Raw genomic sequence first — 26,206 nt, 5'->3', positions numbered from 1 at the left:
TTCAAGCTACGTTTTATGCCACACATCATTACATGAGTTTTTGGCCCTAAAATCAATACCTGCTATAAAATAAACAGTATAAATTACTGGGAAACTATATAAAAAGTCCTGATAAATCAAAGGTTTCTTGATTATCAGGACTGACTTTGTTATGCCAGAACGAAGTTACTAATCAGTGCCAAACTACGTTACAAACGGTGTCAAAGTGAATTACAACTCACAAGAATTATCCAGTTCTACACAGCCGCACCCCGCTGCCGCATCCCCTCGAACAGCAGGATCGTTGCCGCCATCGCTGCATTCAGCGATTCGGCGCGGCCGGCCATCGGGATGATGATACTCTTATCGACGAGGGCGGCGGTTTGCGGCGAGATGCCCTGGCCTTCGCTGCCGATCAGCAGCCACTGGCTACCGCGAAAATCATGGGTGTAGCAGGAATCCACTCCCGTCAGTGAAGTACTTACCAGCAGGGCGCCATTCTTCCGTGCCTGAGGTAAAATGACACTCAAGTCTCCCTCCACTACCGGGAGATGGAACATCGAGCCCATCGTGGAACGGATGGTCTTGGGATTGTACAGATCGGCGCAGCCCAGGCCGAGGATGACTCCGTCCGCGCCTGCGGCATCTGCGCTGCGGATGATTGTCCCCACGTTGCCAGGGTCCTGAACCCCGTCCAGCACGATGACCCAGCTATCCTGCTTGTCCAGGATGACCTCCAATCCCTGCTGCTCCTTGCGCACAATGGCAAACACCGGCTGCGGCGACCCTGTACTGCTGCATTTGGCGATGACCGCCGCCGAGACACCGATTACTTCCATGCCCTGCACCGCCTGAAGATGAGGCTTCAGCTCAGCAGGCATGCCTTTGTCAAGATCATAAGCCAGGCATTCCACATCGGCTTCGGCCAGCAGCGCCTCCTGCACCAGGTGGATGCCCTCCACAATATATTTACGGGCTTTGTCACGGTGTTTTTTCTCCTGAAGCCCGGCCCATTCCTTTACCCGCGTATTTTGCGGAGACATAATTTCCATGTGGTCCTACCTTTCTATTGTCACGCTTATTGATACGCCATCTCCAGCTTCGCCAAATTATCCTTCCGGCCAACGATAACGAGTACGTCGCCTTCAGCGAGACGGTCCTCCGCTCTGGGGGAAATGTTCATTTCCTCACCCTGGCGGATCGCCATGACATTGCAGCCGAATTTGGCGCGGATGTTGAGCTCCAGCAGGTTTTTGCCCAGCATGGCTCCGGAGACCTTCATATCGAGGATGCTGTAATCCGGCGACAGCTCGATGTAGTCAAGAATGTTAGGCGAGGCCAAATGATGCGCCACCCGCAAGCCCATGTCCCGTTCTGGATAAATCACCTTATCCGCGCCGATCTTACTGAGCACCTTGCCGTGCAGCTCGCTTTTGGCTTTGACCAGAATCGCCGGTACGCCCAGATCCTTCAGAATCAGTGTCGTCAAAATGCTGGCCTGAATATCCTCGCCAATCGCCACGACCACCACATCAAAGTTGCGGATGCCCAGTGCGCGCAGCGCCTCTTCATCCGTGGAATCCGCAGATACGGCATGGGTTACAATTCCCGAAATTTCCTGTGTGCGCTGCTCATCGGCATCAATGGCCAGCACATCATATCCCATGCCGCTGAGCGCCTTAGCAACACTTGAGCCGAACCGCCCCATGCCGATAATGGCATATTGTTTTTTCGCAGCCATACCCTTTCCTCCCGCTCACAATTTGCATCTCACACAGTATAGCATAAGCATACCCAAACTTGAATTTTCATCGCGGCCGCAGGGCATATTAGAACAAGCGATTCAGCGAAGCCAAACAACTTTGAGGAGGAACACTTATGCCGGTTACCATTGATTTACGCCAGGCGATTATCCATAAAGTACACGGACAGTCTGAAGCCGATTTGCGGCAGATGATTGAAGGCTCTGTAGACGGACCGGAAGCGGCGCTTCCCGGGCTTGGCGCTGTTTTTGAAATGATGTGGAAGGATCTCGATCACGCGAAGCAGGATGCGCTGGTCTCAATGCTGCACAAGCATCTGGAGACAATCACACCGGGGTCCATCACCTCCTAGGGAAAGCCAATGAGCCAAAAACCTCCGCCATCCACGCTGCAGCTGCACACGTGAAAGCGGAGGTTTTTTAGCAGAAAGATAGCTTTTTTATTTAAGGACGAACCGCGCTACTTAATCAGCAGCTTATTCAGCTCACACAACCTGCTCTCTTTCTACATTCTCTTTACTCAAGGAGCAGTTTCCAGGAATTTGGCTGTAGGATTCTTCTCCATAGCGGTACGCATCGCATACTCATTCTCGAACAGCACGACATAGTTGCCCTTCTTGTCTGTGACGAGCGTGGAGTTGATGCGGAACTTGCTTGGGTCTGGTTTGTCTTCGTCCACAATCCAGCGCGCAAACTGGTAGCTCATCCGTTGTAGCTGGACATCCACGCCATATTCACCCTTCATGCGGTACTCGAATACCTCGAACTGCAGCTGTCCGACTACGCCCAGCAGAATATCGTCGAAGTTGACCGTGCGGAACACCTGAATCATGCCTTCCTCGGTTAACTGGTCGATCCCTTTCTGGAACTGCTTCGATTTCAGCGCGTTCTTAATGCTTACTTTGGAGAAAATCTCCGGCGAGAACGTCGGCAGCTCATCGAACTCGATATCCCCGGCTTGACTCAGCGTATCCCCAATCCGGAAAATCCCCGGATCGAACAGCCCGATAATATCCCCCGGAAAAGCCTCCTCGACAATGTCGCGGTCCTGGGCCAGGAATTGCTGCGGCTGGGACAGCTTGATCTCTTTGCCCGCACGTACATGCTTCACGCTCATCCCGCGCTCGAACTTGCCGGATACAATTCGCAGAAAGGCAATCCGGTCACGGTGGGCCGGGTTCATATTCGCCTGGATTTTGAACACATAGCCGGTAAACTTCTCGTTAGTCGGCTCTACAGAGCCTTCGGTACTGCGGCGCGGCTCCGGCTTCGGTGCCAGGTCCAGGAAGTTGTCCAGGAAGGTCTGCACGCCGAAATTATTGATCGCACTGCCGAAGAACACCGGTGTCAGCTCTCCGCGCAGCACTTTTTCATAGTCAAAAGCATCCCCTGCCACATCGAGCAGCTCCAGATCCTGACATAGTTGGTCATGCAGGTATTCCCCGGCCATCTCGCGGATAATCGGGTCACGGTAGCTCTCTACCTTTTGCACCTTAATTACGGAGTGATCGTCGCCCTGGAACAGCTCTACCTGATTCTTCATCCGGTCGTACACACCGCACAGCTCCCGTCCGCTGCCGATTGGCCAGTTCATCGGTACGGAGCGGATGCCCAGCACATTCTCCAGCTCTTCCATCAGCTCGAACGGGCTGCGGCCCTCGCGGTCCAGCTTGTTGATGAATGTAAAGATCGGAATTCCGCGTTTGGCGCAGACCTGAAACAGCTTTATCGTCTGTGCTTCCACACCTTTGGCTACGTCAATCAGCATGACTGCGCTGTCCGCAGCCGTTAAGGTACGGTAGGTGTCTTCACTGAAGTCCTGGTGACCTGGAGTATCCAGAATGTTCACCCGATGATCCATGTAGTCGAACTGCATGACGGAGGAAGTTACGGAGATCCCGCGCTGCTTCTCAATTTCCATCCAGTCACTTGTCGCATGCTTGCTTGCTTTACGGGCCTTAACCGAACCCGCCAGCCGGATCGCGCCGCCGAACAGCAGCAGCTTCTCCGTGAGTGTTGTTTTACCCGCATCCGGGTGGGAAATGATCGCAAACGTTCTGCGTTTGTCCACTTCCTGTTGCAGCTTCTGATCCGGTGCCTTATTCATTGCACATATCCCTTCATATATAAATTCATGCTTCTGCCTCAATTACCGGGTATCCATCAAATCGGTGCTCTGCTCATTCGTACAAACCCCTTCATTGGTGAATTTGTAGTTCCATAGTGCCTCTTGAGTTACAATTCCGCTTCTTAGTGAAAGCATCCTTCTCAGTATAACAAAATCGGGCAAGGATTATCTACATAAAAGGCGGTGGAAGCAGGGCAATCGCTTACGGATTTTTTAAACCCTAGCCTTCAAAATTTCAGGATTAAATAATTTAGGTGGAAATTCTCTACTTCATTCCGCTGAGTAGCCTTCTCCCGGAGGGTTAGCGGGAAAAACTCCACTTATTTCCTTCTAAAATCACTGAATGGATGGAAATGGAGAGAATTAAGTCTACTTTTTCCATCTAATCACCAAAAAATCAGTGAAATTTGCAAATTAGGTTTCCTTTTTCCATTTCATCCAATCTCGCGGTTCATTTCGTAAGCGATTGCCCTGGCGGCGGAAGCAACTTAAAAATTGTAACCCAGATGCTTTAGCTTTTACGCCGAACAAGCTCCTCTTTTCCAGTCATAACTTCAATTAGAATTGCTGAACCAAGCTTGAATCCGTGCAGAAATGCTGCTCTGGTTTGCATGGAATCTGCTTGGGCACACAGATAAAGCAATTCTTCCAGGTCTTCGAAATCCTGCTCCGAAAGCCTATTTTTCCAGTTCTCGACTGCTTCAGATATCTTTCGATTTAATGGGCGATACTCAGGATCTGTGGAGCTAACAGTTTCATCTGGAGAGATATTACCATAGTAGAGTTCTTCTAGAACGGATTTCATGCTGGTTGTTCATCCTTTCCATATGGATTCGCAACTCCTTGAAAGGAGAACCTGCACATGTTAGGATATTTATGCAGTCTGCCTTTCAGGTGTGATTGCGTAGGGGAAGTGGCGTCGTTCTTTTGTCGGGATGCGCCACTTCTTTTTATTTTTCTTTGGACAAAAGCAGCTTCACCCCATGTCTTATCGCCTCAGTTCGAGAAATGTTGTGCTTGGCACAATAAGCGCTCAAGGCTTCGTTCATCTCTTCATCAAAGCGCACTTTAATACTAAAATTCTTAGGGTTGTCTGCCTTTGGCCGTCCGGTTCGTGGGCTCAGCTTGATCACCTCACTTTTTGCACTCCACAAAATAATAATATATTTTGCACTCCAAAAAGTCAATTTTGTTTTTGTGAGTACCTAGAGAATCAGTGCTTGTGAGCAACTGTGATGCAATTCAACCCTCCCCCGGGCCCTCTAAGGAACAAAACGGCTTCTCCGTCCTTCATGGACAACGTAACCGCTTTAGATTTCAGTAGCGTTGCCTGGAGGACCCTTTATGAGTCCTTCGGTAATTCCAAGTGGAAAAAGGATCACTAATTTGCTCAAGTACCCTATTCTCCGCAGGTAAAGTGGAAAAAGGTTAACTAATTCAGCTCATTTTGTTCTTGACGAAAGAATATGACCCAATTAAGTTTCCTTTTTCCACCTAAAACTCACAATGGTTGATTTTGGGGAGAAATAAGTTCCCTTTTTCCAACTATATCACTTGAACTTAAAAAAGCAGGTAGCTTCGAACTCGCATTCTATTGCATTCTCTACAGCAGATGACCCATAAATCCTTCGAAAAATTCAATCTACTGCACTCTGTACATTAGAATCCCTTGGAAAAGCTGTTTTTAACTCTATATCCGAAAATCTACTGCACGAAATACAGCAGAAGGCGATTCGACGCAAAATAATACGTATTTCTATTGCAAGAATTGCAGTCACGCAAAAAATCCACTATGGTTATCCAACATGAAGACGATAGAATCCGACTGATTTCCACTCATTTGTGTGAATTCGCTGAATTCACATCTACTTATCCCCAACTTTATGCATATCTTATCTACAAGAAAGAGAAATCATAATTTCCTAAACAGCAAAAAATCCCCCTGCAGCCGTCTGCAGGGGGATTCACTTCACACCATATATCATTTACAGGCTTAACTAAGCGTTAACCTGCCATACCACATTGTCTTCATCCTGTCCGTTAACAGGCCACCAGTGGAAACCTTCCTTGGCCAGAAGCTCATCGGCTTCTACAGGACCCCAGGAACCGGCAGGATAAGAGGCCAGATCGCCCGGGCCTTCTTTCCAGGCATTGGCGATACGGTCCACGAAGGACCAGGCCGACGAAACTTCATCCCAGCGGGTGAAGTAGGTCGAATCACCGCGTGCCGCATCATGCAGCAGGCGCTCATAAGCTTCCGGTGAGTTGATGCCGACCAGACAGCTCTGGCAGAAATCCATTGCAAGCGGCTGAATCTCCGACTCCGAGCCTGGCTTCTTGGCATTGATCTTCACATAGATGCCTTCCATCGGATTGACGCGGATTACGAGGAGGTTCGGCTCCAGCTTATGCTTTTGGCCCAAATAAACATTGGTTGGCATACCCTTGAACTCCACAACCACTTCCGTCGTCTTCACGGGGAGGCGTTTGCCGGTACGGATATAGAACGGTACACCCGCCCAGCGGAAATTATCCACAAATACACGCGCCGCAAAGTATGTTTCGGTATTCGATTCAGGATCAACCTTGTCCTCCTGGCGGTAAGCCGGGAGCGTCTTGCCTCTGTGCAGGCCTTGGGTATATTGTCCGCGCACCACATTCTCACGGACCTCCTCGGAGGAAGCGTAAGGACGCAGCGAGCGCAGCACCTTCACCTTCTCGTCACGGATATCTTCAGCCAGCAGACGGCTTGGCGGTTCCATAGCGATCATCGTCAGCAGCTGTAAAATATGGTTCTGCCCCATATCGCGCAGCGCTCCGGCGTGATCATAATACCCGCCGCGCTCTTCCACACCGACGGTCTCGCCGAGGGTAATCTGAATGTTGGCAATATGCTTGTTGTTCCAGAGCGGCTCAAAGAACGCATTTGCAAAACGGATGACTTCAATGTTCTGCACCATTTCCTTGCCCAGGTAATGGTCAATCCGGTAGATTTCTTCTTCCTTGAACACCTGGCGAATCTGCTCGTTCAGTTGCTCAGCAGACTCCAGATTATAGCCGAACGGCTTCTCGATAACGAGACGGTTCCAGCCTCGGCTCTGCAGCATGCCGCCAGCCTTAAGGTTGAACGAGACACTGCCGAACAGCTCAGGTGCCAAGGCGAGGTAGAACATCCGGTTGCCCGGAATATGGAACTTCTCCTCCAGCGCCTCCGTCTGTGCGTTCAGCTCACGGAAGCCCTCAATATTGTTAATGTCCAAAGATTTGTATTCAAAATGCTGTACGAACTCATTCCATTCCGCATCATCGCCCGCCTGGTAACGGCAAAATTCATGAATGGACTCCTTCACGTCTTCGCGGAATTCATCTTGGGTACGGGGACGCCGAGCCACGCCAATTACCGCAAAATCACGGGTCAGCTTGCCTTCACGGTACAAACTGTAAATCGCCGGAAATAGCTTACGCCGGGCTAGATCGCCGGTTGCCCCAAAGATAAAAAATACAGCTCCGGGTGTATGCAGTGCATCAAGGGTTTGATTTTCAGCCATGGCTCCTCATCTCTCTGTATGTAATATAGTTGACAATCATTCTCAACGTCAGTCAGTTAATAAAATACGTACGACGACGTGATGTCATTTTATCATATCCGCGATAAGGATGCCATCACATTCCTGACAGTTTTTCTCGGGATTTCGCAAATTTCCATTACATTTTCTTATCCTTTTGTGCGCTTCCGCTTATATAACGATAAAATTGCTGCTCACAGCATATTATACCCTTAAGAAAAAAGCTCCGCAACGCGGAGCCATAATGCTGAGATATGCCCATTATCGGCTTGCCAATCTCATTAGTACTCGATAGTAATCAAAGGAAATCCGAGCGTCACCCGATTCGTATTATTGTTGCCGTTCTTATGAACAGCCACCTGGAGAGCAAGCTTATGGCTGCCGCTGCTTACGGTGCGTTCAAGGCCAGGAACACTGTAGGAGCGGCTGTATGTAGACTCATCTTCATAGCTTTCTGCCGCATTCATGCCGTGAAGCCGGGTGTTAATGGATTGCTCTATCGAAAAAAGTGCGTCCTGCGGCTCACCTTGATCCTTCGCGGTGCCCTGCAGGGAGGCATTCCACTCGGCGGCAATACCCGCCTGCGCCAGTTCTCTTCCTGCCTTCTCCGCAGCGGCCGGAAGCTCCGGCGACTTGAGCAGGTCCGTCGTCTCCAGGGTTAAGATCACATAGCTGCGTCCTTCCCCCAGCTCGCTCCAGAACAGCGAGACATGCGCACCGGCGAGAGTGGCGGCGGCACGCGAGGTCATATGGCCGTTCTCGTCAGCACGGCTGACAGCTCCAAGCCCGAGCTGTGCCGCAAGGCTCTGCACGGTATCCGCAGCGGATACCGTGCCGCTATATTCGCCCTGCCATTTAAATACGAGGCGAAGCGGGGAACCAGGTAAGGCGGCTTCTCTGCCGAGTGTGGTTAAAAGTGCGAGGGAGCTTGCAGGCCCGGCAGTGCCGGATGCCTCTTTCGGGTTGAACTCCTGTGAGGAGGCTTGCGCTGAAGCGGGAAGAGCAGCTTGACCGGCGGATGAAGCAACTGTTGAAGCCACTCCCATCAGCGAATCCTGTGTTCCGGCAGCGCCTACGCTGCGGAATCCGGCCAGCAGAATTGCCGCCGTACATAATCCAATCAGCAGCAGCGTTCCCTTGCTTGTCCCTCTGTTCTTCATTGACAATCTCCCTCTCTATCCGGTCTAGTAATCTACTAAACAGGATATCCAAGAAGAGAGATTATATACCTGCGGCTATTCCGCCAGTCCGTTCTTATATGCGTAAATTGCCGCCTGGGTCCGGTCTTCTACACCCAGCTTGGCGAGAATATTCGTAACATGAAATTTCACAGTCTTAATGCCAATAATAAGCTGATCGGCGATATCCTGATTGGATTTGCCTTGCGCCAGCAGCTTCAGTACCTCCATCTCGCGTTCAGTTAGCTCCTTGTAGGCCGGAGCTTCGCTGCCCTTGGCGCTGGAGCGGAAGCGGTTCATCATTTTGGAGGCCACCTGGGACTCCAGCACCGACTGGCCTCTTGCTGCAGCGCGGATCGCATCCGCCACCTCACTGGCCCGGGCGGTCTTCAGCAAATAGCTGAATGCGCCCGCTTCAATCACCGGGTACATCTTCTCATCATCCAAATAGCTGGTCAGCACAATCACTTTACAATCCGGGTACAGCTTGAGAAGCTGTCTTGTCGTTTCAATGCCATCCATGCCTTCCATAACCAAATCCATCAGTACCACATCAGGATTGTATTCCTGGGCGAGCCGTATCCCTTCTTCTCCGCTTCCGGCCTCGCCCACCACTTCGATTCCATCCTCGGTGCCAAGCACCGCGGCAAGTCCGATCCGGACCATTTCATGATCATCGACAAGCAGTACTTTTATCTCTTCCATTTCCATGGCTGCCCTTGCCTCCTATTCATTGACTAACGGTACGGTAATCTCAATCCGCATGCCCTTGCCGGGAGCAGTGATGAACTGGATTGAGCCCCCGGTCTCATTAATCCGCTCCTGCATGTTGGACAAGCCATAGGATGTCTGCTTGCTCTCATCCATCTCGAAGCCGATCCCGTCATCACGCAGCGTAAGCCGGACAGTATCGCCACGACGGTGCAGCCGGATCTCCATCTTCTCCGCCTTGGCATGGCGCAGTGTATTGGAGATGGCCTCCTGCACAATGCGGAACAAATGGTTCTCAACACCCTTCATCAGCTGCACATCCGGGTCCATCTCGAACACGATATGAATCGGAACCTTGATCTCCAGCTCCTTGATCAGCTCCTGCAGCCCCTGCCGCAGCCCCTTGCCGTCCAAGTAGACCGGCCGCAGATGCAGCAGCAGCGCGCGCATCTCGGACTGGGCAACCGCCGACATTTCCTCGATCAGCGCAATTTGCCGCTGCGCCTTGTCAAAGTCCTTCTCCAGCGTCCGCCCCACCGCCGTTGCCGTCATCGAGATGGCGAACAACTGCTGCGACACGGCATCATGCAGCTCGCGCGCCAGGCGCTGCCGCTCCTCCATTATTGCCGATACGCGGGCTTGCTCGGCAAGCTTGGCGTTATTGGTGGACAGCCGCTGCAGCGTGTTCACCTGATTCTCCCACTTGCCGCTGATCCGGCCAAGCTGCTCGCTGAGCCTGCCGAGCTCATCATTACCCAGCTCCGGCATAGCCGGAGTCAGGTTGCCTTTCTCCCAAGAGACCAGCGTCGACCGCAGCCGCTCCAGCTTGTGTTTGGTGCGGAAGCTCTGGTAGAAGCCGAAGACCGTCCCAAAGACCACCGGCAGCAGGATCAGCGTCACCGCTGTTCTTACGCCGATCTTCCAATCCTCAAAAGGCTGTAAATATCCGTATGTATACATAATGTACAGGATAACCAGCAGCATAACCAAGGAGAAGAGAGCCCCCTCGCCCATGCTGCGCGTCACCATGTTGCTGCTTTTTTTATCCATGCGGGAGCCCTCCTCCTTTGAATAAATGCAGTGCGGTCAGTCCGACCGCACATCCAGGTCACCCATGATATAAGAAATGTTAATCTTCACCTTATGCTCACAGCTATCATAATTGGCAGACTTCCAGTTCAGCCGGTTCAGCATTCCCGTGTCGCGGTGACTGCCGAATTCAATGGAGCCGAACAGCACAAACGCCTCGATCTCCACCCCATAATTCTCGGACAGATGGATATCCATGTCTCCGAAGATCCCCTGGAACACCATCACCGTCTCCCGGTCCTCCGCCATCGCCAGCGACAGATCAACATCCGCCTCTCCCAGCACATGCCAGGCGCTCAGACTGCGCATCACCCACGGCGAAAGATCCCAGTCGAATCTGGAGGAGAAGCTCTGCTTCTGCATAAACCCGCCCCTGCGCTGCATCCTTTTGGATTTGACAAAAAACAATCCCAGAGAAATCAGACATATCGCCAGCACCAGCACCATGTGGTCCAGCAGCAGCAATACGGCGCCAACTCCCAGCAGCCTGTAGCCCTGCTTCACCTTGCCCGACGTCGTCCGGTAAACCCCCAGCAGCAGGAGCAGAAGCGCGACAATGGAGAAAAATCCGAGCCATTTGCCAAATATCATCATACAGCCAATCCCGATCAGTCCGATGGCAAGCATACGGTTCCGTTTATCCATATCGCACCTCCTGTAAGTTTTGCGAAGCAAAACTATCTTCGTAAGCATAAGCTAAGTTTTGCGAAGCAAAGCTGTCTTCGTAAGCAATTTATATTCTGCACCTGTTGCCGCATCCCGCTACAAAAGCCATACCGGTATGGGAATCCATACCGTATGGCTTTACCTTGTACAGCATATCATATCTGCCTGGTGTTTAGGAACAGGCTTTATTCTTCTTTTTTATCCAGGGATGGGGAGGCAGGAGCTGCGTTCAGCTTGCTCTTGAGTGCGGCGAGCTGCTCATCCACTTTCAGTTGCTTTTCGGCATCAACCGGTTTGGCGTATGAAGGACTGTAAGGAGCGCGCAGAACATCTGCTTCCGCTTCAAGCTGCATAATCTTCTCTTCCATGCGGTGGAAGCCGAGCGATGCGCTGCCGCTTTCGATGGCATGAACGCTGCTGATTTGCGACATTTGCTTCTTGGCCTTAGCCATTTGAGCCCGGGATACCAGCTCGTTGCGTTTGTTGCGCAGCTTGTAGAACTCATCCTTCATATCATGCAGCTGCTGTACCAATTCCTTGGCCTGAGCCTCTGCCTGAGCATGAAGCTCGCTGTATTCGGTGAACTTCTGGTCGAAGTAGATCTTTTCTTCCAGCAGCTTGCGGGTAACTTCCTCCTGGCCATTTTTCAGCGCCAGCTCAGCCTGTGCCGCACGTTGTCCGGATACCTTGGCGGCTTCCTCAACACGCTGCTTCATGCGCCGCTCATTAGCCATCTGCTTCGCTACGGTAACCTCAGCTTCGTGAATTTCAGCTTCCATATCGCGCAGATATTGGTTCAGCATTACAATTGGGTCCTCTACCTTATCCAGCAGGTCATTAACCGACGCTTTCGTCATATCCTTAATCCGTTGAAATACTCCCATAATTTACACTTCTCCCTTCTCGTATTTAGCAAGTTTTTGTTTGAGTTCTTCGACTTCTTTTTGCAGGGCCTTCTTCTCAATATCTTTCATCATGGCATCCAGACCGGAGTCCTGTGCCGGATTAGCATTAGCTTTGTCATAACCGGGGTTATAGCCCGGCTGGCCGCCGTAGGGGCCATATCCTCCCTGTCCGTAAGGACCCTGAGGGCCTTGAGGGCCGCGTCCATGCTCAGGTCTGCCTGAGTAGGGTCCGCCATAAGGTCCGCCCGGTGCTCCGGGCCCAGGTCCGAAAGGATTATACTGGGTAGGCTCCTTTGGAATAACAATCGCTGCGATGAAATACACCAGAATTGTTGCTCCGCCGGTAAAAGGAATGCTGACCAGCAGCAGAATCCGGAACAGCGTGGAGTCGATACCGAGCGTCTCGGACAATCCACCAGCCAGCCCTGTCATCACCTTGTCACGGGTTGAACGATACAATCGGGTCATAGTCCTACTCCTTTCCATCGTTGTTCAGCTTCTCCTTCAGCCTGGCCATTTCTCTCTCCAGGATAGTGGCCACCGTTTCTCCAGCCTGCAGTGCATATTCCTGTCCCATACGGCGCAAATCGCGCAGGCTGTTCGCTTCCAGCTCCCAATCCGTCATCCGGTCTTCCAGCCGGCCGAACATCTTGGGAACGTCACCGCCATTGCCGTAAGCAGTGGCTCTTTGGTTCATGCGCTGCTGCAGCCGCAGCGACTCCATCCGTGCTGCATAATACTGGCGTTTGCTGTACACTGTCTGATACTCCAATTTCAGCTCGTTAAGCTGGCCTTCAAGTTCAAACAGTGATTGCTGGCTCTGCTCCAGCAGACCGCTGTACTGCTCCAGCTTTTCCTCGTGAATGATCTTCTCCTGCAGCGCCAGCTTGGCCAGATGATCCTCGCCTGCCTTCAGTGCCAGCAGTGCCTGCTCTTCACGTTTATTTTTCATTGCCGTCGCCTGATTTACCTGCTGCTGCAACTGCTTTGTATGAGCTGCGTATTGCTGGTACAGCCTCTCGGCCTCGGCGATTTCCTCACGGGTTGAATGTAGAAATTGATCAATCAGCTTCACCGGGTCCTGGCTCTGCTCCAGTCGTTCATTCAAGTTAGCTACGGTAATATCCCTCATGCGGCGAAAAACACTCATGATTTCCTGCTCCCTCCCTGCTTCTTAATAAGTAATTTTCGAACATTAATATGTTCTGTTGCTCTTGCCCTTCAGCACCGAGATGCCCCAAACCACCAGCGCGATACCGAGCAGCGGTCCGATGATCCAGGAAAGCTTGGCGATCAGGGACATGACACCGATGAACATTACCACCCAACCGATAATTTTGCGTCCGCTTTTGATTCCGTAGTACCCGAGAACAACCAGCAATACCGGGAACAGCAGTCTGAAAACTCCGTGGATCAAAGGAAGGGCAATCCCCATCAGCATAATCGCTCCAAGCACAATCAGGATAATCGCAAGTCCATTACCTTGTCTTCTTTGCATTTTTTCTCACCGCCTTTCGTTAACCTTGAACCTTATGTCCTTATTCTAGGGTAATCTGCAGACTTTCAAAACAGACCGAGGACGGTTTTATGTACTGGACCTTAGTCGGGGAGGCTCTGCGACTGCAGACTACCGGGTACTGGACCGGGTTCATTTTGGCAGCTGTCTGCCGTTCTTCTTACGGACTGGCGGGCTGGCTGCTACGTGGATAGCCGCTCGGTTGCAGCGGCAGGAAGAAGGAGAACTTGCTCCCTTCCCCCGGCACTGAGCGTACCTTCATATATCCACCCTGCTGAGTTATAATCTCGCGGGCCAGATACAGGCCAATGCCGACACCCTCTGTGTCCCCGGCATTCCTCCCACGGTAAAACCGCTGAAACACCGCATTGATCTCCTCAGCAGGAATCCCTGTGCCATGATCACTAACATCAATTCTCGCAAAAAGATCGTACCTGGACAAAGTAATCGTAATACTTCCCATACCAGCAGTGTACTTAATGGCATTGTCGATAACATTATAGATAGCTTCCGCAGTCCATTTATGATCATGCTGCAGCAGAGTAGCCCCGCTTCCTTCCAGCACAATCTCGATTCCCCGGCTTTGCGCGGCCGGGAACGCCTGTTTGACAGCGGCAAGCACTGCATCTTCCAGTTTGCGCGTTTCCGGCCGCAGCTCGATGATGCCGGATTCCAGCCGCGAGAGCTTGATCAGACTCTCCATCAGCCAGCTCAGTTTCTCAATTTGGCCTTCCATATGGCGGGTGAACTCCCGCCGCTTGTCGTCCGGCAGAGCATCATCCTGCAGCAGCCCGCTGTAAATCGTCAGATTCGCCAGCGGCGTCTTAAGCTGGTGAGAAATGTCGGAGATCAGCGACTTCACCTCCCTGCTCTCTTCACGGTATCGCAGCTTCTGAACGTTCAAGAGACCGGATAACTGCAGCAATTGATTTTGCAGCTTGGAGAGCAGGGTATCTTCATTTTCCGAGAATATACCGGACTTGCCGCCATTGATCAGTCCCTGGATGAGTGTAGACAGGGCAGATAATGTGGACAGCATTTCCCGGCGGACGGCTAACAGAAATCCGCTGAACAGGACAGCCATCACCGCTATGAATACTACGGACAACACTAGAACGTCCCGCTCCGGTTTATACAGTATTAAGATGAAAACAAATCCCCCCGCAGCAACTGCAAAGAGAACAGAACAGGACAGAATGATTTTACTAAAAGCGTTCTTCATCTCTACTCTCCCCAGGTATAGCCGATGCCGAAGACTGTTTTGATGTATTGGCAGTCTTTAGGATCATCTTCGATTTTGGCCCGCAGCCTGCGGATATTCACACTGAGCGTGTTCTCATCGACGAAATTGCCGTCCATGTCCCACAGCTTCTCCAGAATTAAGCTCCGCGTCAGCACCTGTCCGCTGTTCTCCGCGAGAATCGCGAGCAGCCGGTATTCCCCTGCCGTCAGCTTCAGCTCTTGTCCCTGCTTGTACACCTTGCGTTTATCCGGGTGGACGGTAATATCCTTGTACTGGAGCAGCCGCGTGCCGTCCGTTTCCCCGCTCCTGCGCAGTACCGCCTTCACATGCTCGCAAAGCACAGGCATACTGAATGGCTTGGCGATATAGTCGTCTGCACCCAGACCAAAACCTCGCACAATATCCTGCTCTGTATCATTGGCTGTCAGAAAAATAACCGGAACCCCCGACATCTGCCGGATCTCCCGGCATAGCTCCAGACCGCTGCCGTCCGGCAGCCGAATGTCCAGAAGGACCAGGCCTATGGCCTGATCCCGGAAAGCAGTCATTCCCTCATGATAGGAGAATGCCTGGACAATATGATAGTTTTCTCTGGACAGCTTGTAGGCCAGTCCTTCATTCAGCAGCCGGTCATCCTCAACAATCAAAATGGTTGTCATCCGGTCCCCCCCTAATTCTCTTATTGTAACAAGTGGAGGGGCTACGCGCTGTTCATTCTTTGTTTGCCGCCGCAGCATGACCCTATCTATTCTATCTGCCGCAGCCGTTCCACGATGCTCGCTCCCTTAACCTGCCGGTAGGCGATCAGCGGAACGCTTAGACAGACAGCAAAGACAAGCACAATTGAAATCACCAGCGGCACCCAAGGAAACGTGAAGACCGCATAATCTGCTTCCTGAACGAACAGGCTGAAAGCCCCATAGCTCAGCAATGTGCCTACGGTAGACAGCAGCACGGTGGAGATTAACGCATAGGTTGTCCCCTCGAACAAGAGCAGCTTTTTCATCTGCCCGGAAGTCATGCCGATGCTCTCCATTACGGCAAATTCTAGCTTACGGGCCAGCGCCCCGGTATACATCAGATTGATAAAATTCAGGATGCCGATAAAAGCCAGAATAAGCCCGATCCCGCCGCCGAGGATATACATGGTCCCTTTAATGGATCTCATCTGGACCTGCAAATCTGCCCTGGACTCCAGCTTCAACTCATTGCTGCCGGCGGCAAGCGCCTTGATCTCATCTGAAACCTGAGGCACACTCTGCTTGCTGGCATTGATATACAGTGTTTTGATCAGCGGGTCAGCCTGCAGCTTCTCTATTCCCGCTCGGCTTAAATACACATTGGGTGCTAGCCTGTGAGACGATTCCAGTGAGTTAAAACCTACAATCCCACCGATTTCAAATGTTGCCCTGACGCTGCTATCTATCTGAGAGAGTTCAAAGGATTGCCCTGTGCCCAGACCCTCAATACCCATACTATCCAGCAGGGCGATTTCCCCTTTTTCAAAGCGTTCCACATCCACCTTCATGCCTGATTTCTTCATCAGCTCCCGAAGCTGCGCGGTCTCCAATCCACTTACATAGGAACCGGAGAACATTCCATCCTTCTGTTCAAGCTGCTCTTCGCTGGGCTTCTCGATATTGTAGCCGGCTGCGAAATTGTCCACGTACTTGCTAAATACAGCAGCATCATATTGTATCGTTCCAAACAGGCTATAGAGGGGATAAGCCGAAGTGACCCCTTTCATCTCCCGGATATCGGCAGCCATCTTCTCGGTAATGACCTGCTTCCTTCCCTGCCCCTCATACCCCAAGGACATCGTCTGATTATGCAGCACAAAGTCATTCTCCATACTCTGGGCCACCAGATTATCAGTGTCCATACTCATCACGATGGTGGTAACGATCAAGAAGGTGGCAAGTCCCATGAACAAGGATAGAAAGACTACGATCGCACGTTTTTTTATTCGGAAAATATTGCGGAGTGCCAGCCGGTGCAGCTTGGAGCCGCCAGTTCCCCTTTTGGACTTTGCTTTGACCGCCGCTCCCGTGTATCTCACGGCTTCAACAGGCGATACCTTGCTGGCAATCGAAGCAGGCTTGATGCAGCCGGCCAAGGTTGTAAGCCAGGCAAACAATGCAGTGCCGATAAAAATCACCGGATGAAAGGAAAGCTCAATCCCCGTCTCCAAATTCGTCATTCTCAGCGCCATCGGTACAATTCCGAATGCAGTAACCGCTCCCGCCAGTAGTCCGAGTGGAATCGCAATCAGTGCGAGCCGCATAGCCTGTCCTCTGACCATTTTTTTAATTTGCCGATGTGTCGTTCCAATGGTCTTGAGCAAGCCATAATACCGCGTGTCCTTGGATACGGAAATATACAGCACGTTGTAGATCAGTAAATATCCGCTCAGCATGACAAAAAAGATAATGCCGCTATATCCGGCCAAGGTCGCCATTCTGTCTGAGCTGTTTGTTTTCATGGAAGAGGATTCGGCGAGTGTCTGATTCTTCTGGAGTGTAATATCTCCGGCCAGACGTGCAGTCAGCTCATCCACAGTCTCTTTTCCCTGGAACGCTATCGAGACCCTTCCCGGATGCTGCTTATCGAGGCCATAGCTCTGTGCAAAAGCTTCGGATACCAGTATTTCTCCGCTGCCGGAGTTGCGGATGTGGGTGTAATCGTTAAACCACCCGCTGAGCACAAAGCTGCCGTCATGCTGCGATTGCTTACCATCCTGCACCACGGAATAGGATAGCGGCAGGCTCATACCCACCTTTGGGTTCTCGATTCCCATCGTTTCCAGAATCCAAGAAGGCACGGCAATTTCGTTCTTGGCTTGAGGATATCCGCCCTTCAGTCCATCAATGGCCGGCTTCCGCAGCATGTTCCATTCGGTAGAGTCATACCAGAGCAAACTCAGACTGAGATCGCCCATTTCCGGAGTATTGATTACGTTCCCTATCTTAGACTGGAGGCCAATTTCCTTGATATATGACAGCTCCTTAAGCTTCGTGAGCTGCTGTTCTGTCGGGGAATTCAAGGCCGTCTGCGCCATTGTGCCTCCCAGCTTGTAGCTCTGCTGCTCAATGGTTTTCAAATAGCTGAACCCGATGCTGAAAAAGGAAGTGATCAGCCAGGTTGTCAGCAGGATCGCCAGAATGACAAAGCGGTTGCGCATCCGGTTGGCCTTCAGGCTCCGCTTGGTCATTCTGGTAATCACGGCCGTATTGCTGTTCGGGAACATCATAGGATTCCGCCCCCGCTGATTCTTCCGTCCTCAATGTGGATCGTCCGGTCCGCGAGCTGGGCAATCTCCTCATTGTGTGTAATCATCAGAATCGTCTGATGGAATTGGCGGCTCGTTACCTTGAGAAGCCCGACCACCTCCTGGCTGGTGCTGCTGTCGAGATTGCCGGTCGGCTCATCGGCCAGAATGATGGACGGTTTGGAGGCAAGAGCACGGGCAATGGCTACCCGCTGCTGCTGGCCGCCGGAGAGCTGGCCGGGGAGGCTTGCTTTTTTATGCGACAGCCCCAGGGTCTCGATGATATGCTCCACAAACTCTTTGTCGATCTTATTTCCATCCAGCTCAATCGGCAGCACAATGTTCTCATACACATTCAGAATCGGCACCAGATTGTAGTTCTGAAAGATAAAGCCAATCTTTCTTCTCCTAAATACGGTCAATGCATCATCCTTCATACTGAAAATTTCTTTACCGTCGATGATAACTTGTCCGCCCGTTGCTCTATCCAGTCCGCCCAGCATGTGCAGAAGTGTGGATTTACCGCTTCCCGAGGTGCCGACAATAGCGACAAATTCCCCATTCCCCACTTCGAGATTCACCCCGTCGAGTGCCCGGACCAGATTCTGGCCTTTACCATAATGCTTGCTGAGATTTACTGCGCTAAGTATACTCATCCTCTTCTTCCTCTCTAATCGCAGCTTTATTTTACAGCACATTATATAGGGCACTTCTTACATTCCTGTGACAAGGATTGAAAAAGCTGCCGCCAAAGATACTACATTCGTCCATATGGACTCTGCTTTTCTCCATACGCTTGGCTGCGGAACGGACTTATAATGAGGCTGTCTCTCCATATTACGCTTACATTGCATATTCCAGGAGGTTGTTACCTTGTCCATTATGTACGATGCCAAGCATCAAATCTTTCATCTGCAAACCGCAAATACCAGCTATGTATTCGGCCTTGTGCGCGGCGCTTACCCTGTACATCTGCATTGGGGTCAAAAAATCCGCAGCTCCGCTGTTTCCGACCTGTTCGGTCCCGGGGCGATGGGCTTCAGCAGCACCGTTGATCCCAAGGAGCCTGCGTTCTCTCTGGACACGCTGCCCCAGGAATATCCGGGATATGGCTCGGGCGACTTCCGGGAGCCTGCTTATGAAGCGGAGCTGGCGAACGGCACTACGGTAACAGAGCTAACCTATGTATCTCATAGCATTTCCAAAGGTAAACCGGCGCTTGAAGGACTGCCCGCCGTGTATGCCGAAAGCGATGAAGAAGCGGAAACGCTGCTGCTGCTGCTGGAGGATGCTGCCGCAGGCCTGCGCGCCGAGCTGTCCTACACGGTAATGCACGGCTTCGACGCCATTATCCGCTCCGCGCGGCTGACCAATACCGGAAGCGGCGCGCTTAAGCTGAACCGTGCCTTGTCGGCAGCGCTCGACTTCCCGCATGACAACTACGAGCTGATTCAGTTGTCCGGGTCCTGGGGCCGGGAGCGCCATCTGGTCCGCGCCCCTCTGCACAGCGGTCGGCAGGGCATTGACAGCAAGCGCGGCGCAAGCAGCCATCAGCAGAATCCGTTCCTCGCCCTGCTCGCTCCGCAGACCGGAGAAGAGAGCGGCGAGGCTTACGGCTTCAGCCTGGTCTACAGCGGCAGCTTCAGTGCGCATGCCGACGTGGATCAGTACGGCACTACCCGGGTGACTATGGGCATCAATCCGTTCGGCTTCCGCTGGCTGCTTGCTCAAGGCGAGAGCTTCCAGACGCCGGAAGCGGTGCTGGTCTACTCGAACCAGGGCATCGGCGGCATGTCCCGGACGTATCACCGGCTGTACCGGACCCGTCTGGCGAGAGGATTGTTCCGCGACGAGCCGCGTCCGGTGCTGATCAACAACTGGGAAGCCACCTACTTCGGCTTCGATGCGGATAAAATCGAAGATATCGCCCGTGCTGGCGGAGAGCTCGGCATCGAGCTATTCGTGCTCGACGACGGCTGGTTCGGCCGCCGCGACGACGATACCACTTCGCTGGGCGACTGGTTCGTGGATAAGCGCAAGCTGCCGCAGGGCTTGCCTGATCTGGTGGAGCGGGTCCGGCGGCTAGGCATGCAGTTCGGCCTATGGTTCGAGCCGGAGATGATTTCCCCGGACAGCGAGCTGTACCGTGCCCATCCCGACTGGTGCCTGCACGTGCCGGACCGCAGACGCAGCCAGGCCCGCAACCAGCTCATTCTCGACCTCTCGCGCCAGGAGGTCTGCGACTATATTATTCAAGCGGTCAGCAGCGTACTGGCTTCGGCTCCGATCACCTATGTCAAATGGGATATGAACCGCCATATGACCGAGATCGGCTCTGCGGCTCTTCCGCCCGAGCGCCAGGGAGAAACAGCCCACCGCTATATGCTTGGGCTGTACCGGGTGATGGAGGAAATCACCTCCAAATTCCCGCATGTGCTGTTCGAAAGCTGCTCCGGCGGCGGCGGCCGGTTCGATCCGGGTATTCTCCATTACATGCCGCAGACCTGGACCAGCGATAACACGGATGCCGTCGAGCGCCTAAAGATTCAGTACGGCACCAGCATCGTCTATCCTGCCAGCAGCATGGGCTCGCATGTCTCTGCTGTGCCAAACCATCAGGTTCACCGCATCACTCCGCTCTCCATGCGCGGCGATGTGGCGATGTCCGGCAACTTCGGCTACGAGTTGGACCTGACCCGCTTCACGTCTGAGGAGCAGGCGGAAGCCGCTGCACAGGTCGCCTTCTACAAGGAAATCCGCTCCCTTGTCCAGCAGGGCGACATGTACCGGCTGCTCTCACCGTTCGAGGGCAACGAAACGGCCTGGATGTTCGTGGCGGCAGACCGCTCTGAGGCTCTGGCCGGCTACTTCCGCGTCCTGGCCGGACCGAATACCAGCCGCCCGCGTCTGCGCCTTCAAGGGCTGGACCCGGAGAAAGACTATGTACTCAAGGAGACCGGCGATGTATACGGCGGCGACCGTCTGATGTACGCCGGACTGCTCCTGCCGGAGCTGCACGGCGACTTCCAGAGCAGGCTGTTCCACTTCGTCGCTGTGGAAGAATAGCAGCTTCAACGGTAGAAACGGTAATTTATTGTATAAACTTATTTAATATAGCAACCCGGCAACGCCATCCTTAACCAGACAGCTTTGCCGGGTTGTTGGGGTTGGGGTTGGGGTTACTGGAATTACCGCTCGATTGGTGAACCCATACTCCTCCCAGCAACTCCAGGCCATCTTGGAGAGCGGCGGCAAACCCAAGTGGAAAAAGTAAACTTAAATCCCCCCATCCCTCTCCCCCACAAGCACATGTTGGAAAAAGTATACCTAATTCGGCTGATCCGTACGAAAACAGGTGAATTCGCCTCAATTAAGTCTACTAATTCCCACTAATACCTATACGGAGGCGATTTCTAGCACATTTAGGTCTACTAATTCCACTTCACTCCCTTTGAAGCCCCCAGCGACTATCCGCTCAAGGCAGTAAGACTCTACATCTCCCGCTAAACAGATCAACTTCGTCTATCCGGCAATTATCACCACAAGCTGCTTATCCTTAGTCCTTCTGCACTTCTTATCACAATGAAGGAGAAGCACAATCCCCTGTAAAGTTAAAAGCAGGCCCACGTTTATTATGACGTGAGCCTGCTTTTTGGCTGTAGCACATTTGATGAAATCCCCAGACAACGGTCATTTGGCAAACGCCCGGGAGCCCCATTCGCCGAGTATTCCCTCGCTGATAAATGGAGCGAGCGGCAGCAGCGCTTTTGCACCTTCTTTGGCGAGAATCTGCTTGGCGAGTTCATCCAGTGTCTCTTCGCTGATAAACGGGGCCAGCGGCGGCAGCGACTTTGAGCCCTCTTTTGCCAGAATCGCCTTGGCGAGTTCGTCCAGCATCTCTTCGCTGATAAACGGGGCCAGCGGCGGCAGCGACTTTGAGCCCTCTTTTGCCAGAATCTCCTTGGCGAGTTCATCCAGCGTCTCTTCGCTGATAAACGGGGCCAGCGGCGGCAGCGACTTTGAGCCCTCTTTTGCCAGAATCTCCTTGGCGAGCTCATCCAGCATCTCTTCACTGATAAACGGGGCCAGCGGCAGCAGTGCTCCTGCGCCTTCTTTTTCAAAAGCCTGCTTCGCACATTCGTCTAGCAGTTCCTCACTGAGAAAAGGAGCAAGTGCGAGGAGATCGCTGACAGCCGCACTCTCTTTTACATGCTCAAACGCCTCGCCGATCTGCTCCAATTGAAGTAACGGCGCGATCTCCGAAAGCTCTTCGGCGGATACGGCATTCTGCTGGAAATAATCCTCCGTTTTGTTGTCCAGCACACTCCCGATGAATTGGGTTCCCTTCCCTTCACCCAGAATCTCGTCGATACGGGCATTGAAGATTTCCGCCAGCTCCGGGAGCTTGGAGATATCAGGCATGCTTGTGCCTCTCTCCCAATTGCTGACCGCCTGATAGCTGATCCCCAGCTTATCCGCGAGTCCCATTTGCGTGAGCCCTGCGGCCCCTCTTAATCTAACGATATTCCTGCCTACCTTTTGCATATCGAACATTGCTTCCACCCCTTCGGCTGTGATGTCCTCAGTGTATCGACTGCTGCTGATTTTGTATATCAAGCGCTGCTTGAGTTCTTGCCTTCTGCGGCCTGCCGCGGAAAATGGTCACTAAAATTACGGAAGCGATAATGATTACGGCAGCGGCCAACGTGTTCATGGTAAGCTGCTCTCCCGCCAGCAGCCAGCCAAGGAACACAGCCACCACCGGATTGACGAAAGCATAGGTCGAAACCAGTGTAGGATCGGCGTTCTTGAGCAGCCAGATGTAGGCCGTGTACCCAACGATAGAGCCAAAGATGATCAGATAACCCAGAGCAGCGTACGAACGAAGGGAGATGGACGGGACATCCAGCTTAGACCAGTCGCCGGTAAAATAGGAAAAGCCCATTAGCAGCGTGCCGCCTGTCAGCATTTGCGCCGCCGTTGACATGAGCGGAGACGCCGGCATTGCGGCGCTGCGCGAGTACATGGAACCCGCAGCCCAGCTCAGAGAGGCCGCCAGCAGGGTGATAATTCCGATCATGTCGGTAGCGGTGCTGCTCTCCCCCTGTCCCGGCTGGAAGACCAGCACGGCGATGCCCAGCAATCCGAGCACAATCCCGGCGATGATGCCGGTATTTGGACGTTTGCCGCCGCGGCCGAACCAGCCGAACAGCATCATCCAGACGGGAACAGCGGCGACGATCAGGGAAGCAATGGACGAGGATACCCGCTGCTCCGACCAGGCCACCAGCCCATTCCCCCCAAGCAGCAGCAGTGCGCCGACAATTGCCGAAGACCTCCACTCACGTCCAGCCGGGCGTTTGGCACCGCTTAATCTTGAAATCACATACAGAACAACTCCCGCTGTAAAAAAACGCACCCCTGCCATAAGAAACGGCGGCATTGTCTCAATCGCGAGCTTCATGCCGACATAGGTTCCTCCCCAAAATACATAAACGGACAATAACGCAATGCCAACCCCATACATCGCATTAGCATTCTTTTGTCTCATGCTCCACCATTCTCTCATATAAAATATGTAAAACCCTAAGACTTGAGCGTCTGTTAAACTCCCGTTATGCCATCCTCATATATAGTAGATAAAATAAAAGTCGTCGAGGTTTCCTTGATGTCCGGGATTCGGAGAATTTCATCCAGCAGCAGCGTAAGCTGTTCCGGTGAGCTCACTCTGACTTTGAGCAGCATGCACCACTCTCCCGCCAGCCGCTGGCATTCTATTATGGTCACTCCCGGGATTTGAAGTCCGATGATCTTGCCTGCCGTTTCCTTGAAGCTCTGGCTGACCACCTTAACTGAGATCATGACTTTGATTTTCTGGTCCAGCTTGCCCCAGTCCACAATCCCTTTGTAGCCTTTGATGACTCCGTTCTTCTCCAGCTTGCCTACTCTTTGATGCACCGAGGGCCGCGAGATATGCAGCAGCTTGCCGATCTCTTCGTGGGACAATCTCCCGTTCTCTTCCAGCAGCTTTAGAATTTTGATATCCAGTTCATCCATAGGACCGCCTCCTGGGCAAATTATATCACGTTTTATTTCGTTGTTAACTAATCGTTCGATATCGGATATGAATTCGAACGAATCGTATGTTGAAGGGATAATTATTTCCTCAATCGTAATAAACATAACTGAAAGCCATCTTGAAAATAACGAATCGTAGGCTGTTTATTCACACGCAAAAAACCCTCAAGACGGAATCCGTATGAGGGTGGCTTAAACGCTGCTGGCCCGATAAATGTATTTACTACAATTAAAATCCCGTGCAACCGTCTATTTTTAGCTTTAGATGTATTCTGTACAGTTAAAAAAGGACGATATGCTCCTTTTAACAGGATGAGCTTTATATAAGTGTACCAAGTGCAATTTAGCTCCGTTTTGCTGCCGATTTCTTCCCTTTTAGTTGTATAGAATGCAGTTACGATTGGAAGATGGCGAAGAGATAAAGCTGTACTCAGTTGCGGGACTTTACTCCTTGCCGGGAATTCCGCCGAACACCGTTCCTTCCTCCAGACCATCCACGAACCGCTGCAGCCAGACATAATACTCCACCGCGTGCCGCAGCTTGTCCAAATCTCTCTGACAGGCCTGCCGCTCCTCTTCAGAAGTGTCCTCCGTCTCCATCAGTGCCTGGAGCTCAGGCATCGCCGTCCCTATCGCCTCCTGCATTATATCTATCTCCCGCTGCAGCTTAAGAGTGAAAAAGTTCTTGAACGCCTGAAAGAAATCCGTCTCCGCCGCATACAGCTCCTTCCGCTCGCGTTTCTCGTCCAGCTTGGTCACCATCCGGGAAGCGATGAGGGAACGGACTCCGTAGCTCATGTTGCTCTTGCTCATATTCATAACCTGTTTCATTTCCTCCAGCGTCATCGGCTTGTCCTCAAAGAACATAATCCCGTAGAGCTGCCCGAAGGAATAATTCGCTCCATACAAATCCATCGTCTGCGCGATCGCATCAATCATAGGACGCAGGAGCTGCTCACGCTGAGATAAATGCTGGTTGTCCTCGCCAAATGCTGCCTGTTTCATTCGCTGCACCTTCACTCTAATTAGAATCGTTCTCTCTAGATTACACAAAACTGAAGCTTCATGGCACCATTTCTGCAAATTTTACATAAGTTCCGAACGATCTTTACTTCCGCTTGACCACAGCGCCACATCATGAGTGTACAATTTTTTTTGAACGGAGGAACTTACCTCTGCATTATACCGCAAAACAAAGAAGATGGAATGGGGTATCGGAACGAAAATGACACGCTCAAAGCTTATCAGCGGCTTGAAGCCGGTGCTGTTCACCCTGCCGGCCATGGTGCCGTTCGTCGTGTTCTGGCTGGCGCCGCTGCTGTATGTGCTGTATCTCAGCTTCACTGAGTGGGACTTCATGAGCCCGGAGAAAACCTTTGTAGGACTGCAAAATTATACGGATCTCTTCAGCAATCCAGCCTTTTACAAAGCACTGAGAGTGACGTTGCTCTTCTGCGCAGGCAGTGTGCTGCCGATCATTCTGATCGGACTGGGACTTGCGCTGCTGATGAGCCGCAAGCTTAAAGGCTCCTCCCTTTACCAGGTGCTGCTGTTCTCCCCTTGGGTCACGCCGACCGTTGCCGTATCCATCGTCTGGTCCTGGATCTACGAGCCGGAGGTCGGGCTTGCCAACACGGTGCTTGATTTCCTGGGACTGGACAAAATCGGCTGGCTGCAGGACCCCAAATGGGCGCTCATTGGCGTGCTGCTTGTGACCATCTGGAAATCGGTGGGCTGGGCGATGATCTTTTATCTGGTGGCGCTGCGGAATGTTCCTTCCGATCTGCTGGAAGCCGGGGAGCTTGACGGGGCAAGCGCTGTGCAGAAATTCATCCGCATCACGCTGCCGCTGATCTCGCCAACTACCCTGTTTCTGTTCGTGGTGCAGCTCATCCAGGCGCTTCAGGCCTACGATCAGATCAATGTGCTGACGCAGGGCGGTCCTTCCGGTTCCACCCGGACTTTGCTGTATCTGTACTATCAGTCCGCTTTTGAATCCTTCCAGATCGGAGAGGCTTCCACAGTAGCTGTTGTTCTTGTGTTCATTTGCCTGCTGCTGTCGGTATTCTCGCTTGGCATCAGCAAACGAACCACGCATTATCAATAATTCAGGTGTT

Annotated in this window: 25 protein-coding genes; 3 read left to right on the top strand and 22 right to left on the bottom strand. The window is 52.3% G+C overall.

Annotated elements, in window-relative coordinates; all coding sequences use genetic code 11:
• Nucleotides 1-236: 236 nt before the first annotated feature.
• Nucleotides 237-1,031 carry a TrmH family RNA methyltransferase gene (locus AC0LWN_RS14260; RefSeq protein ID WP_474666329.1) on the bottom strand — a complete coding sequence of 265 codons (795 nt, stop codon included), beginning with the start codon at nucleotides 1,029-1,031 and terminating at the stop codon, nucleotides 237-239.
• A 26-nt stretch (nucleotides 1,032-1,057) separates the two neighbouring features.
• A complete protein-coding gene (locus AC0LWN_RS14255) occupies nucleotides 1,058-1,720 on the bottom strand; it encodes a potassium channel family protein (RefSeq protein ID WP_474666327.1) in 663 nt (220 codons plus the stop codon).
• A 137-nt stretch (nucleotides 1,721-1,857) separates the two neighbouring features.
• Here AC0LWN_RS14255 and AC0LWN_RS14250 point away from each other — a divergent pair, with 137 nt between their 5' ends.
• Nucleotides 1,858-2,094 (top strand): small acid-soluble spore protein SspI, encoded by a 237-nt coding sequence (locus AC0LWN_RS14250; RefSeq protein ID WP_458966518.1) that lies wholly within the window; start codon nucleotides 1,858-1,860, stop codon nucleotides 2,092-2,094.
• A 167-nt stretch (nucleotides 2,095-2,261) separates the two neighbouring features.
• Here AC0LWN_RS14250 and AC0LWN_RS14245 read toward each other — a convergent pair whose 3' ends face one another.
• The 16 genes from AC0LWN_RS14245 to AC0LWN_RS14170 form a co-directional block, all read right to left on the bottom strand.
• Nucleotides 2,262-3,848 carry a peptide chain release factor 3 gene (locus tag AC0LWN_RS14245; protein ID WP_474666325.1) on the bottom strand — a complete coding sequence of 529 codons (1,587 nt, stop codon included), beginning with the start codon at nucleotides 3,846-3,848 and terminating at the stop codon, nucleotides 2,262-2,264.
• A 532-nt stretch (nucleotides 3,849-4,380) separates the two neighbouring features.
• Nucleotides 4,381-4,674, bottom strand: coding sequence for a DUF6809 family protein (locus AC0LWN_RS14240; protein WP_474666323.1), 294 nt, complete (start codon nucleotides 4,672-4,674; stop codon nucleotides 4,381-4,383).
• A 145-nt stretch (nucleotides 4,675-4,819) separates the two neighbouring features.
• Complete coding sequence (locus AC0LWN_RS14235; protein WP_474666321.1) at nucleotides 4,820-5,002, bottom strand: CopG family transcriptional regulator; 183 nt, start codon at nucleotides 5,000-5,002, stop codon at nucleotides 4,820-4,822.
• Between the two features lie 864 nt (nucleotides 5,003-5,866).
• Nucleotides 5,867-7,417, bottom strand: a complete 1,551-nt coding sequence (zwf, locus tag AC0LWN_RS14230) for a glucose-6-phosphate dehydrogenase (RefSeq protein ID WP_474666319.1) — start codon at nucleotides 7,415-7,417, stop codon at nucleotides 5,867-5,869.
• A 299-nt stretch (nucleotides 7,418-7,716) separates the two neighbouring features.
• On the bottom strand, nucleotides 7,717-8,595 hold the full coding sequence (locus AC0LWN_RS14225; RefSeq protein ID WP_474666317.1) for a YwmB family TATA-box binding protein: 879 nt from the start codon (nucleotides 8,593-8,595) through the stop codon (nucleotides 7,717-7,719).
• 75 nt (nucleotides 8,596-8,670) lie between these two features.
• On the bottom strand, nucleotides 8,671-9,324 hold the full coding sequence (locus AC0LWN_RS14220) for a response regulator (RefSeq protein ID WP_458966513.1): 654 nt from the start codon (nucleotides 9,322-9,324) through the stop codon (nucleotides 8,671-8,673).
• A 15-nt stretch (nucleotides 9,325-9,339) separates the two neighbouring features.
• On the bottom strand, nucleotides 9,340-10,374 hold the full coding sequence (locus AC0LWN_RS14215; protein WP_458966512.1) for a sensor histidine kinase: 1,035 nt from the start codon (nucleotides 10,372-10,374) through the stop codon (nucleotides 9,340-9,342).
• Between the two features lie 36 nt (nucleotides 10,375-10,410).
• Nucleotides 10,411-11,058 carry a cell wall-active antibiotics response protein LiaF gene (liaF, locus tag AC0LWN_RS14210; protein WP_458966511.1) on the bottom strand — a complete coding sequence of 216 codons (648 nt, stop codon included), beginning with the start codon at nucleotides 11,056-11,058 and terminating at the stop codon, nucleotides 10,411-10,413.
• Between the two features lie 206 nt (nucleotides 11,059-11,264).
• A complete protein-coding gene (locus AC0LWN_RS14205; RefSeq protein WP_458966510.1) occupies nucleotides 11,265-11,963 on the bottom strand; it encodes a PspA/IM30 family protein in 699 nt (232 codons plus the stop codon).
• A gap of 3 nt (nucleotides 11,964-11,966) precedes the next feature.
• The gene (locus AC0LWN_RS14200; protein ID WP_474666315.1) at nucleotides 11,967-12,452 is read right to left on the bottom strand and encodes a PspC domain-containing protein; all 486 of its coding nucleotides are present in this window, start codon (nucleotides 12,450-12,452) and stop codon (nucleotides 11,967-11,969) included.
• Between the two features lie 4 nt (nucleotides 12,453-12,456).
• The gene (locus AC0LWN_RS14195) at nucleotides 12,457-13,134 is read right to left on the bottom strand and encodes a PspA/IM30 family protein (protein WP_019908538.1); all 678 of its coding nucleotides are present in this window, start codon (nucleotides 13,132-13,134) and stop codon (nucleotides 12,457-12,459) included.
• Nucleotides 13,135-13,179: 45 nt separating this feature from the next.
• Nucleotides 13,180-13,482 carry a hypothetical protein gene (locus tag AC0LWN_RS14190; protein ID WP_458966507.1) on the bottom strand — a complete coding sequence of 101 codons (303 nt, stop codon included), beginning with the start codon at nucleotides 13,480-13,482 and terminating at the stop codon, nucleotides 13,180-13,182.
• Between the two features lie 178 nt (nucleotides 13,483-13,660).
• A complete protein-coding gene (locus tag AC0LWN_RS14185) occupies nucleotides 13,661-14,722 on the bottom strand; it encodes a sensor histidine kinase (RefSeq protein ID WP_474666312.1) in 1,062 nt (353 codons plus the stop codon).
• 2 nt (nucleotides 14,723-14,724) lie between these two features.
• On the bottom strand, nucleotides 14,725-15,402 hold the full coding sequence (locus AC0LWN_RS14180; RefSeq protein ID WP_474666310.1) for a response regulator transcription factor: 678 nt from the start codon (nucleotides 15,400-15,402) through the stop codon (nucleotides 14,725-14,727).
• A gap of 86 nt (nucleotides 15,403-15,488) precedes the next feature.
• Nucleotides 15,489-17,993 carry an ABC transporter permease gene (locus tag AC0LWN_RS14175; protein WP_474666308.1) on the bottom strand — a complete coding sequence of 835 codons (2,505 nt, stop codon included), beginning with the start codon at nucleotides 17,991-17,993 and terminating at the stop codon, nucleotides 15,489-15,491.
• Complete coding sequence (locus tag AC0LWN_RS14170) at nucleotides 17,990-18,667, bottom strand: ABC transporter ATP-binding protein (protein WP_474666306.1); 678 nt, start codon at nucleotides 18,665-18,667, stop codon at nucleotides 17,990-17,992. Before AC0LWN_RS14170 ends, AC0LWN_RS14175 begins: the two co-directional genes overlap by 4 nt.
• Before the next feature lie 217 nt (nucleotides 18,668-18,884).
• Between AC0LWN_RS14170 and AC0LWN_RS14165 the strand changes: the two genes are divergently transcribed.
• A complete protein-coding gene (locus AC0LWN_RS14165) occupies nucleotides 18,885-21,077 on the top strand; it encodes an alpha-galactosidase (protein WP_474666304.1) in 2,193 nt (730 codons plus the stop codon).
• Nucleotides 21,078-21,701: 624 nt separating this feature from the next.
• Here AC0LWN_RS14165 and AC0LWN_RS14160 read toward each other — a convergent pair.
• From AC0LWN_RS14160 to AC0LWN_RS14145, 4 genes are all read right to left on the bottom strand, one after another.
• Entirely contained in the window at nucleotides 21,702-22,565 is an 864-nt protein-coding gene (locus AC0LWN_RS14160; RefSeq protein WP_474666302.1) for a helix-turn-helix domain-containing protein, read from the bottom strand.
• 28 nt (nucleotides 22,566-22,593) lie between these two features.
• Nucleotides 22,594-23,562: an EamA family transporter gene (locus AC0LWN_RS14155; RefSeq protein WP_474666300.1), complete on the bottom strand. Its 969-nt coding sequence runs from the start codon at nucleotides 23,560-23,562 to the stop codon at nucleotides 22,594-22,596.
• A gap of 53 nt (nucleotides 23,563-23,615) precedes the next feature.
• Nucleotides 23,616-24,068: an Lrp/AsnC family transcriptional regulator gene (locus AC0LWN_RS14150; protein ID WP_458966499.1), complete on the bottom strand. Its 453-nt coding sequence runs from the start codon at nucleotides 24,066-24,068 to the stop codon at nucleotides 23,616-23,618.
• A 465-nt stretch (nucleotides 24,069-24,533) separates the two neighbouring features.
• Nucleotides 24,534-25,094, bottom strand: coding sequence for a GbsR/MarR family transcriptional regulator (locus AC0LWN_RS14145; RefSeq protein ID WP_474666298.1), 561 nt, complete (start codon nucleotides 25,092-25,094; stop codon nucleotides 24,534-24,536).
• Nucleotides 25,095-25,314: 220 nt separating this feature from the next.
• On the opposite strand from AC0LWN_RS14145, the gene AC0LWN_RS14140 reads away from it, so the two are divergent.
• Nucleotides 25,315-26,196 carry a carbohydrate ABC transporter permease gene (locus AC0LWN_RS14140; protein WP_474666296.1) on the top strand — a complete coding sequence of 294 codons (882 nt, stop codon included), beginning with the start codon at nucleotides 25,315-25,317 and terminating at the stop codon, nucleotides 26,194-26,196.
• Nucleotides 26,197-26,206 lie beyond the last annotated feature (10 nt).

It is taken from the genome of Paenibacillus sp. sgz302115, assembly GCF_056120445.1.
The sequence above is the reverse complement of the archived record's forward strand: the minus strand, read 5'-3'. Positions and strand labels throughout refer to the sequence as shown.

Bases quoted from the DNA above. Each gene is read 5' to 3' on its own strand.
- AC0LWN_RS14205 (WP_458966510.1), bottom strand. From the start codon at position 11,963: ATGGGAGTATTTCAACGGATTAAGGATATGACGAAAGCGTCGGTTAAT.
- AC0LWN_RS14255 (WP_474666327.1), bottom strand. From the start codon at position 1,720: ATGGCTGCGAAAAAACAATATGCCATTATCGGCATGGGGCGGTTCGGC.
- AC0LWN_RS14225 (WP_474666317.1), bottom strand. From the start codon at position 8,595: ATGAAGAACAGAGGGACAAGCAAGGGAACGCTGCTGCTGATTGGATTA.
- AC0LWN_RS14160 (WP_474666302.1), bottom strand. From the start codon at position 22,565: ATGTTCGATATGCAAAAGGTAGGCAGGAATATCGTTAGATTAAGAGGG.
- AC0LWN_RS14245 (WP_474666325.1), bottom strand. From the start codon at position 3,848: ATGAATAAGGCACCGGATCAGAAGCTGCAACAGGAAGTGGACAAACGC.
- AC0LWN_RS14190 (WP_458966507.1), bottom strand. From the start codon at position 13,482: ATGCAAAGAAGACAAGGTAATGGACTTGCGATTATCCTGATTGTGCTT.
- liaF (WP_458966511.1), bottom strand. From the start codon at position 11,058: ATGGATAAACGGAACCGTATGCTTGCCATCGGACTGATCGGGATTGGC.
- AC0LWN_RS14185 (WP_474666312.1), bottom strand. From the start codon at position 14,722: ATGAAGAACGCTTTTAGTAAAATCATTCTGTCCTGTTCTGTTCTCTTT.
- AC0LWN_RS14195 (WP_019908538.1), bottom strand. From the start codon at position 13,134: ATGAGTGTTTTTCGCCGCATGAGGGATATTACCGTAGCTAACTTGAAT.
- AC0LWN_RS14260 (WP_474666329.1), bottom strand. From the start codon at position 1,031: ATGGAAATTATGTCTCCGCAAAATACGCGGGTAAAGGAATGGGCCGGG.
- AC0LWN_RS14215 (WP_458966512.1), bottom strand. From the start codon at position 10,374: ATGGATAAAAAAAGCAGCAACATGGTGACGCGCAGCATGGGCGAGGGG.
- AC0LWN_RS14240 (WP_474666323.1), bottom strand. From the start codon at position 4,674: ATGAAATCCGTTCTAGAAGAACTCTACTATGGTAATATCTCTCCAGAT.
- AC0LWN_RS14250 (WP_458966518.1), top strand. From the start codon at position 1,858: ATGCCGGTTACCATTGATTTACGCCAGGCGATTATCCATAAAGTACAC.
- AC0LWN_RS14220 (WP_458966513.1), bottom strand. From the start codon at position 9,324: ATGGAAATGGAAGAGATAAAAGTACTGCTTGTCGATGATCATGAAATG.
- zwf (WP_474666319.1), bottom strand. From the start codon at position 7,417: ATGGCTGAAAATCAAACCCTTGATGCACTGCATACACCCGGAGCTGTA.
- AC0LWN_RS14155 (WP_474666300.1), bottom strand. From the start codon at position 23,562: ATGAGACAAAAGAATGCTAATGCGATGTATGGGGTTGGCATTGCGTTA.
- AC0LWN_RS14145 (WP_474666298.1), bottom strand. From the start codon at position 25,094: ATGAAACAGGCAGCATTTGGCGAGGACAACCAGCATTTATCTCAGCGT.
- AC0LWN_RS14175 (WP_474666308.1), bottom strand. From the start codon at position 17,993: ATGATGTTCCCGAACAGCAATACGGCCGTGATTACCAGAATGACCAAG.
- AC0LWN_RS14140 (WP_474666296.1), top strand. From the start codon at position 25,315: ATGACACGCTCAAAGCTTATCAGCGGCTTGAAGCCGGTGCTGTTCACC.
- AC0LWN_RS14170 (WP_474666306.1), bottom strand. From the start codon at position 18,667: ATGAGTATACTTAGCGCAGTAAATCTCAGCAAGCATTATGGTAAAGGC.
- AC0LWN_RS14180 (WP_474666310.1), bottom strand. From the start codon at position 15,402: ATGACAACCATTTTGATTGTTGAGGATGACCGGCTGCTGAATGAAGGA.
- AC0LWN_RS14150 (WP_458966499.1), bottom strand. From the start codon at position 24,068: ATGGATGAACTGGATATCAAAATTCTAAAGCTGCTGGAAGAGAACGGG.
- AC0LWN_RS14200 (WP_474666315.1), bottom strand. From the start codon at position 12,452: ATGACCCGATTGTATCGTTCAACCCGTGACAAGGTGATGACAGGGCTG.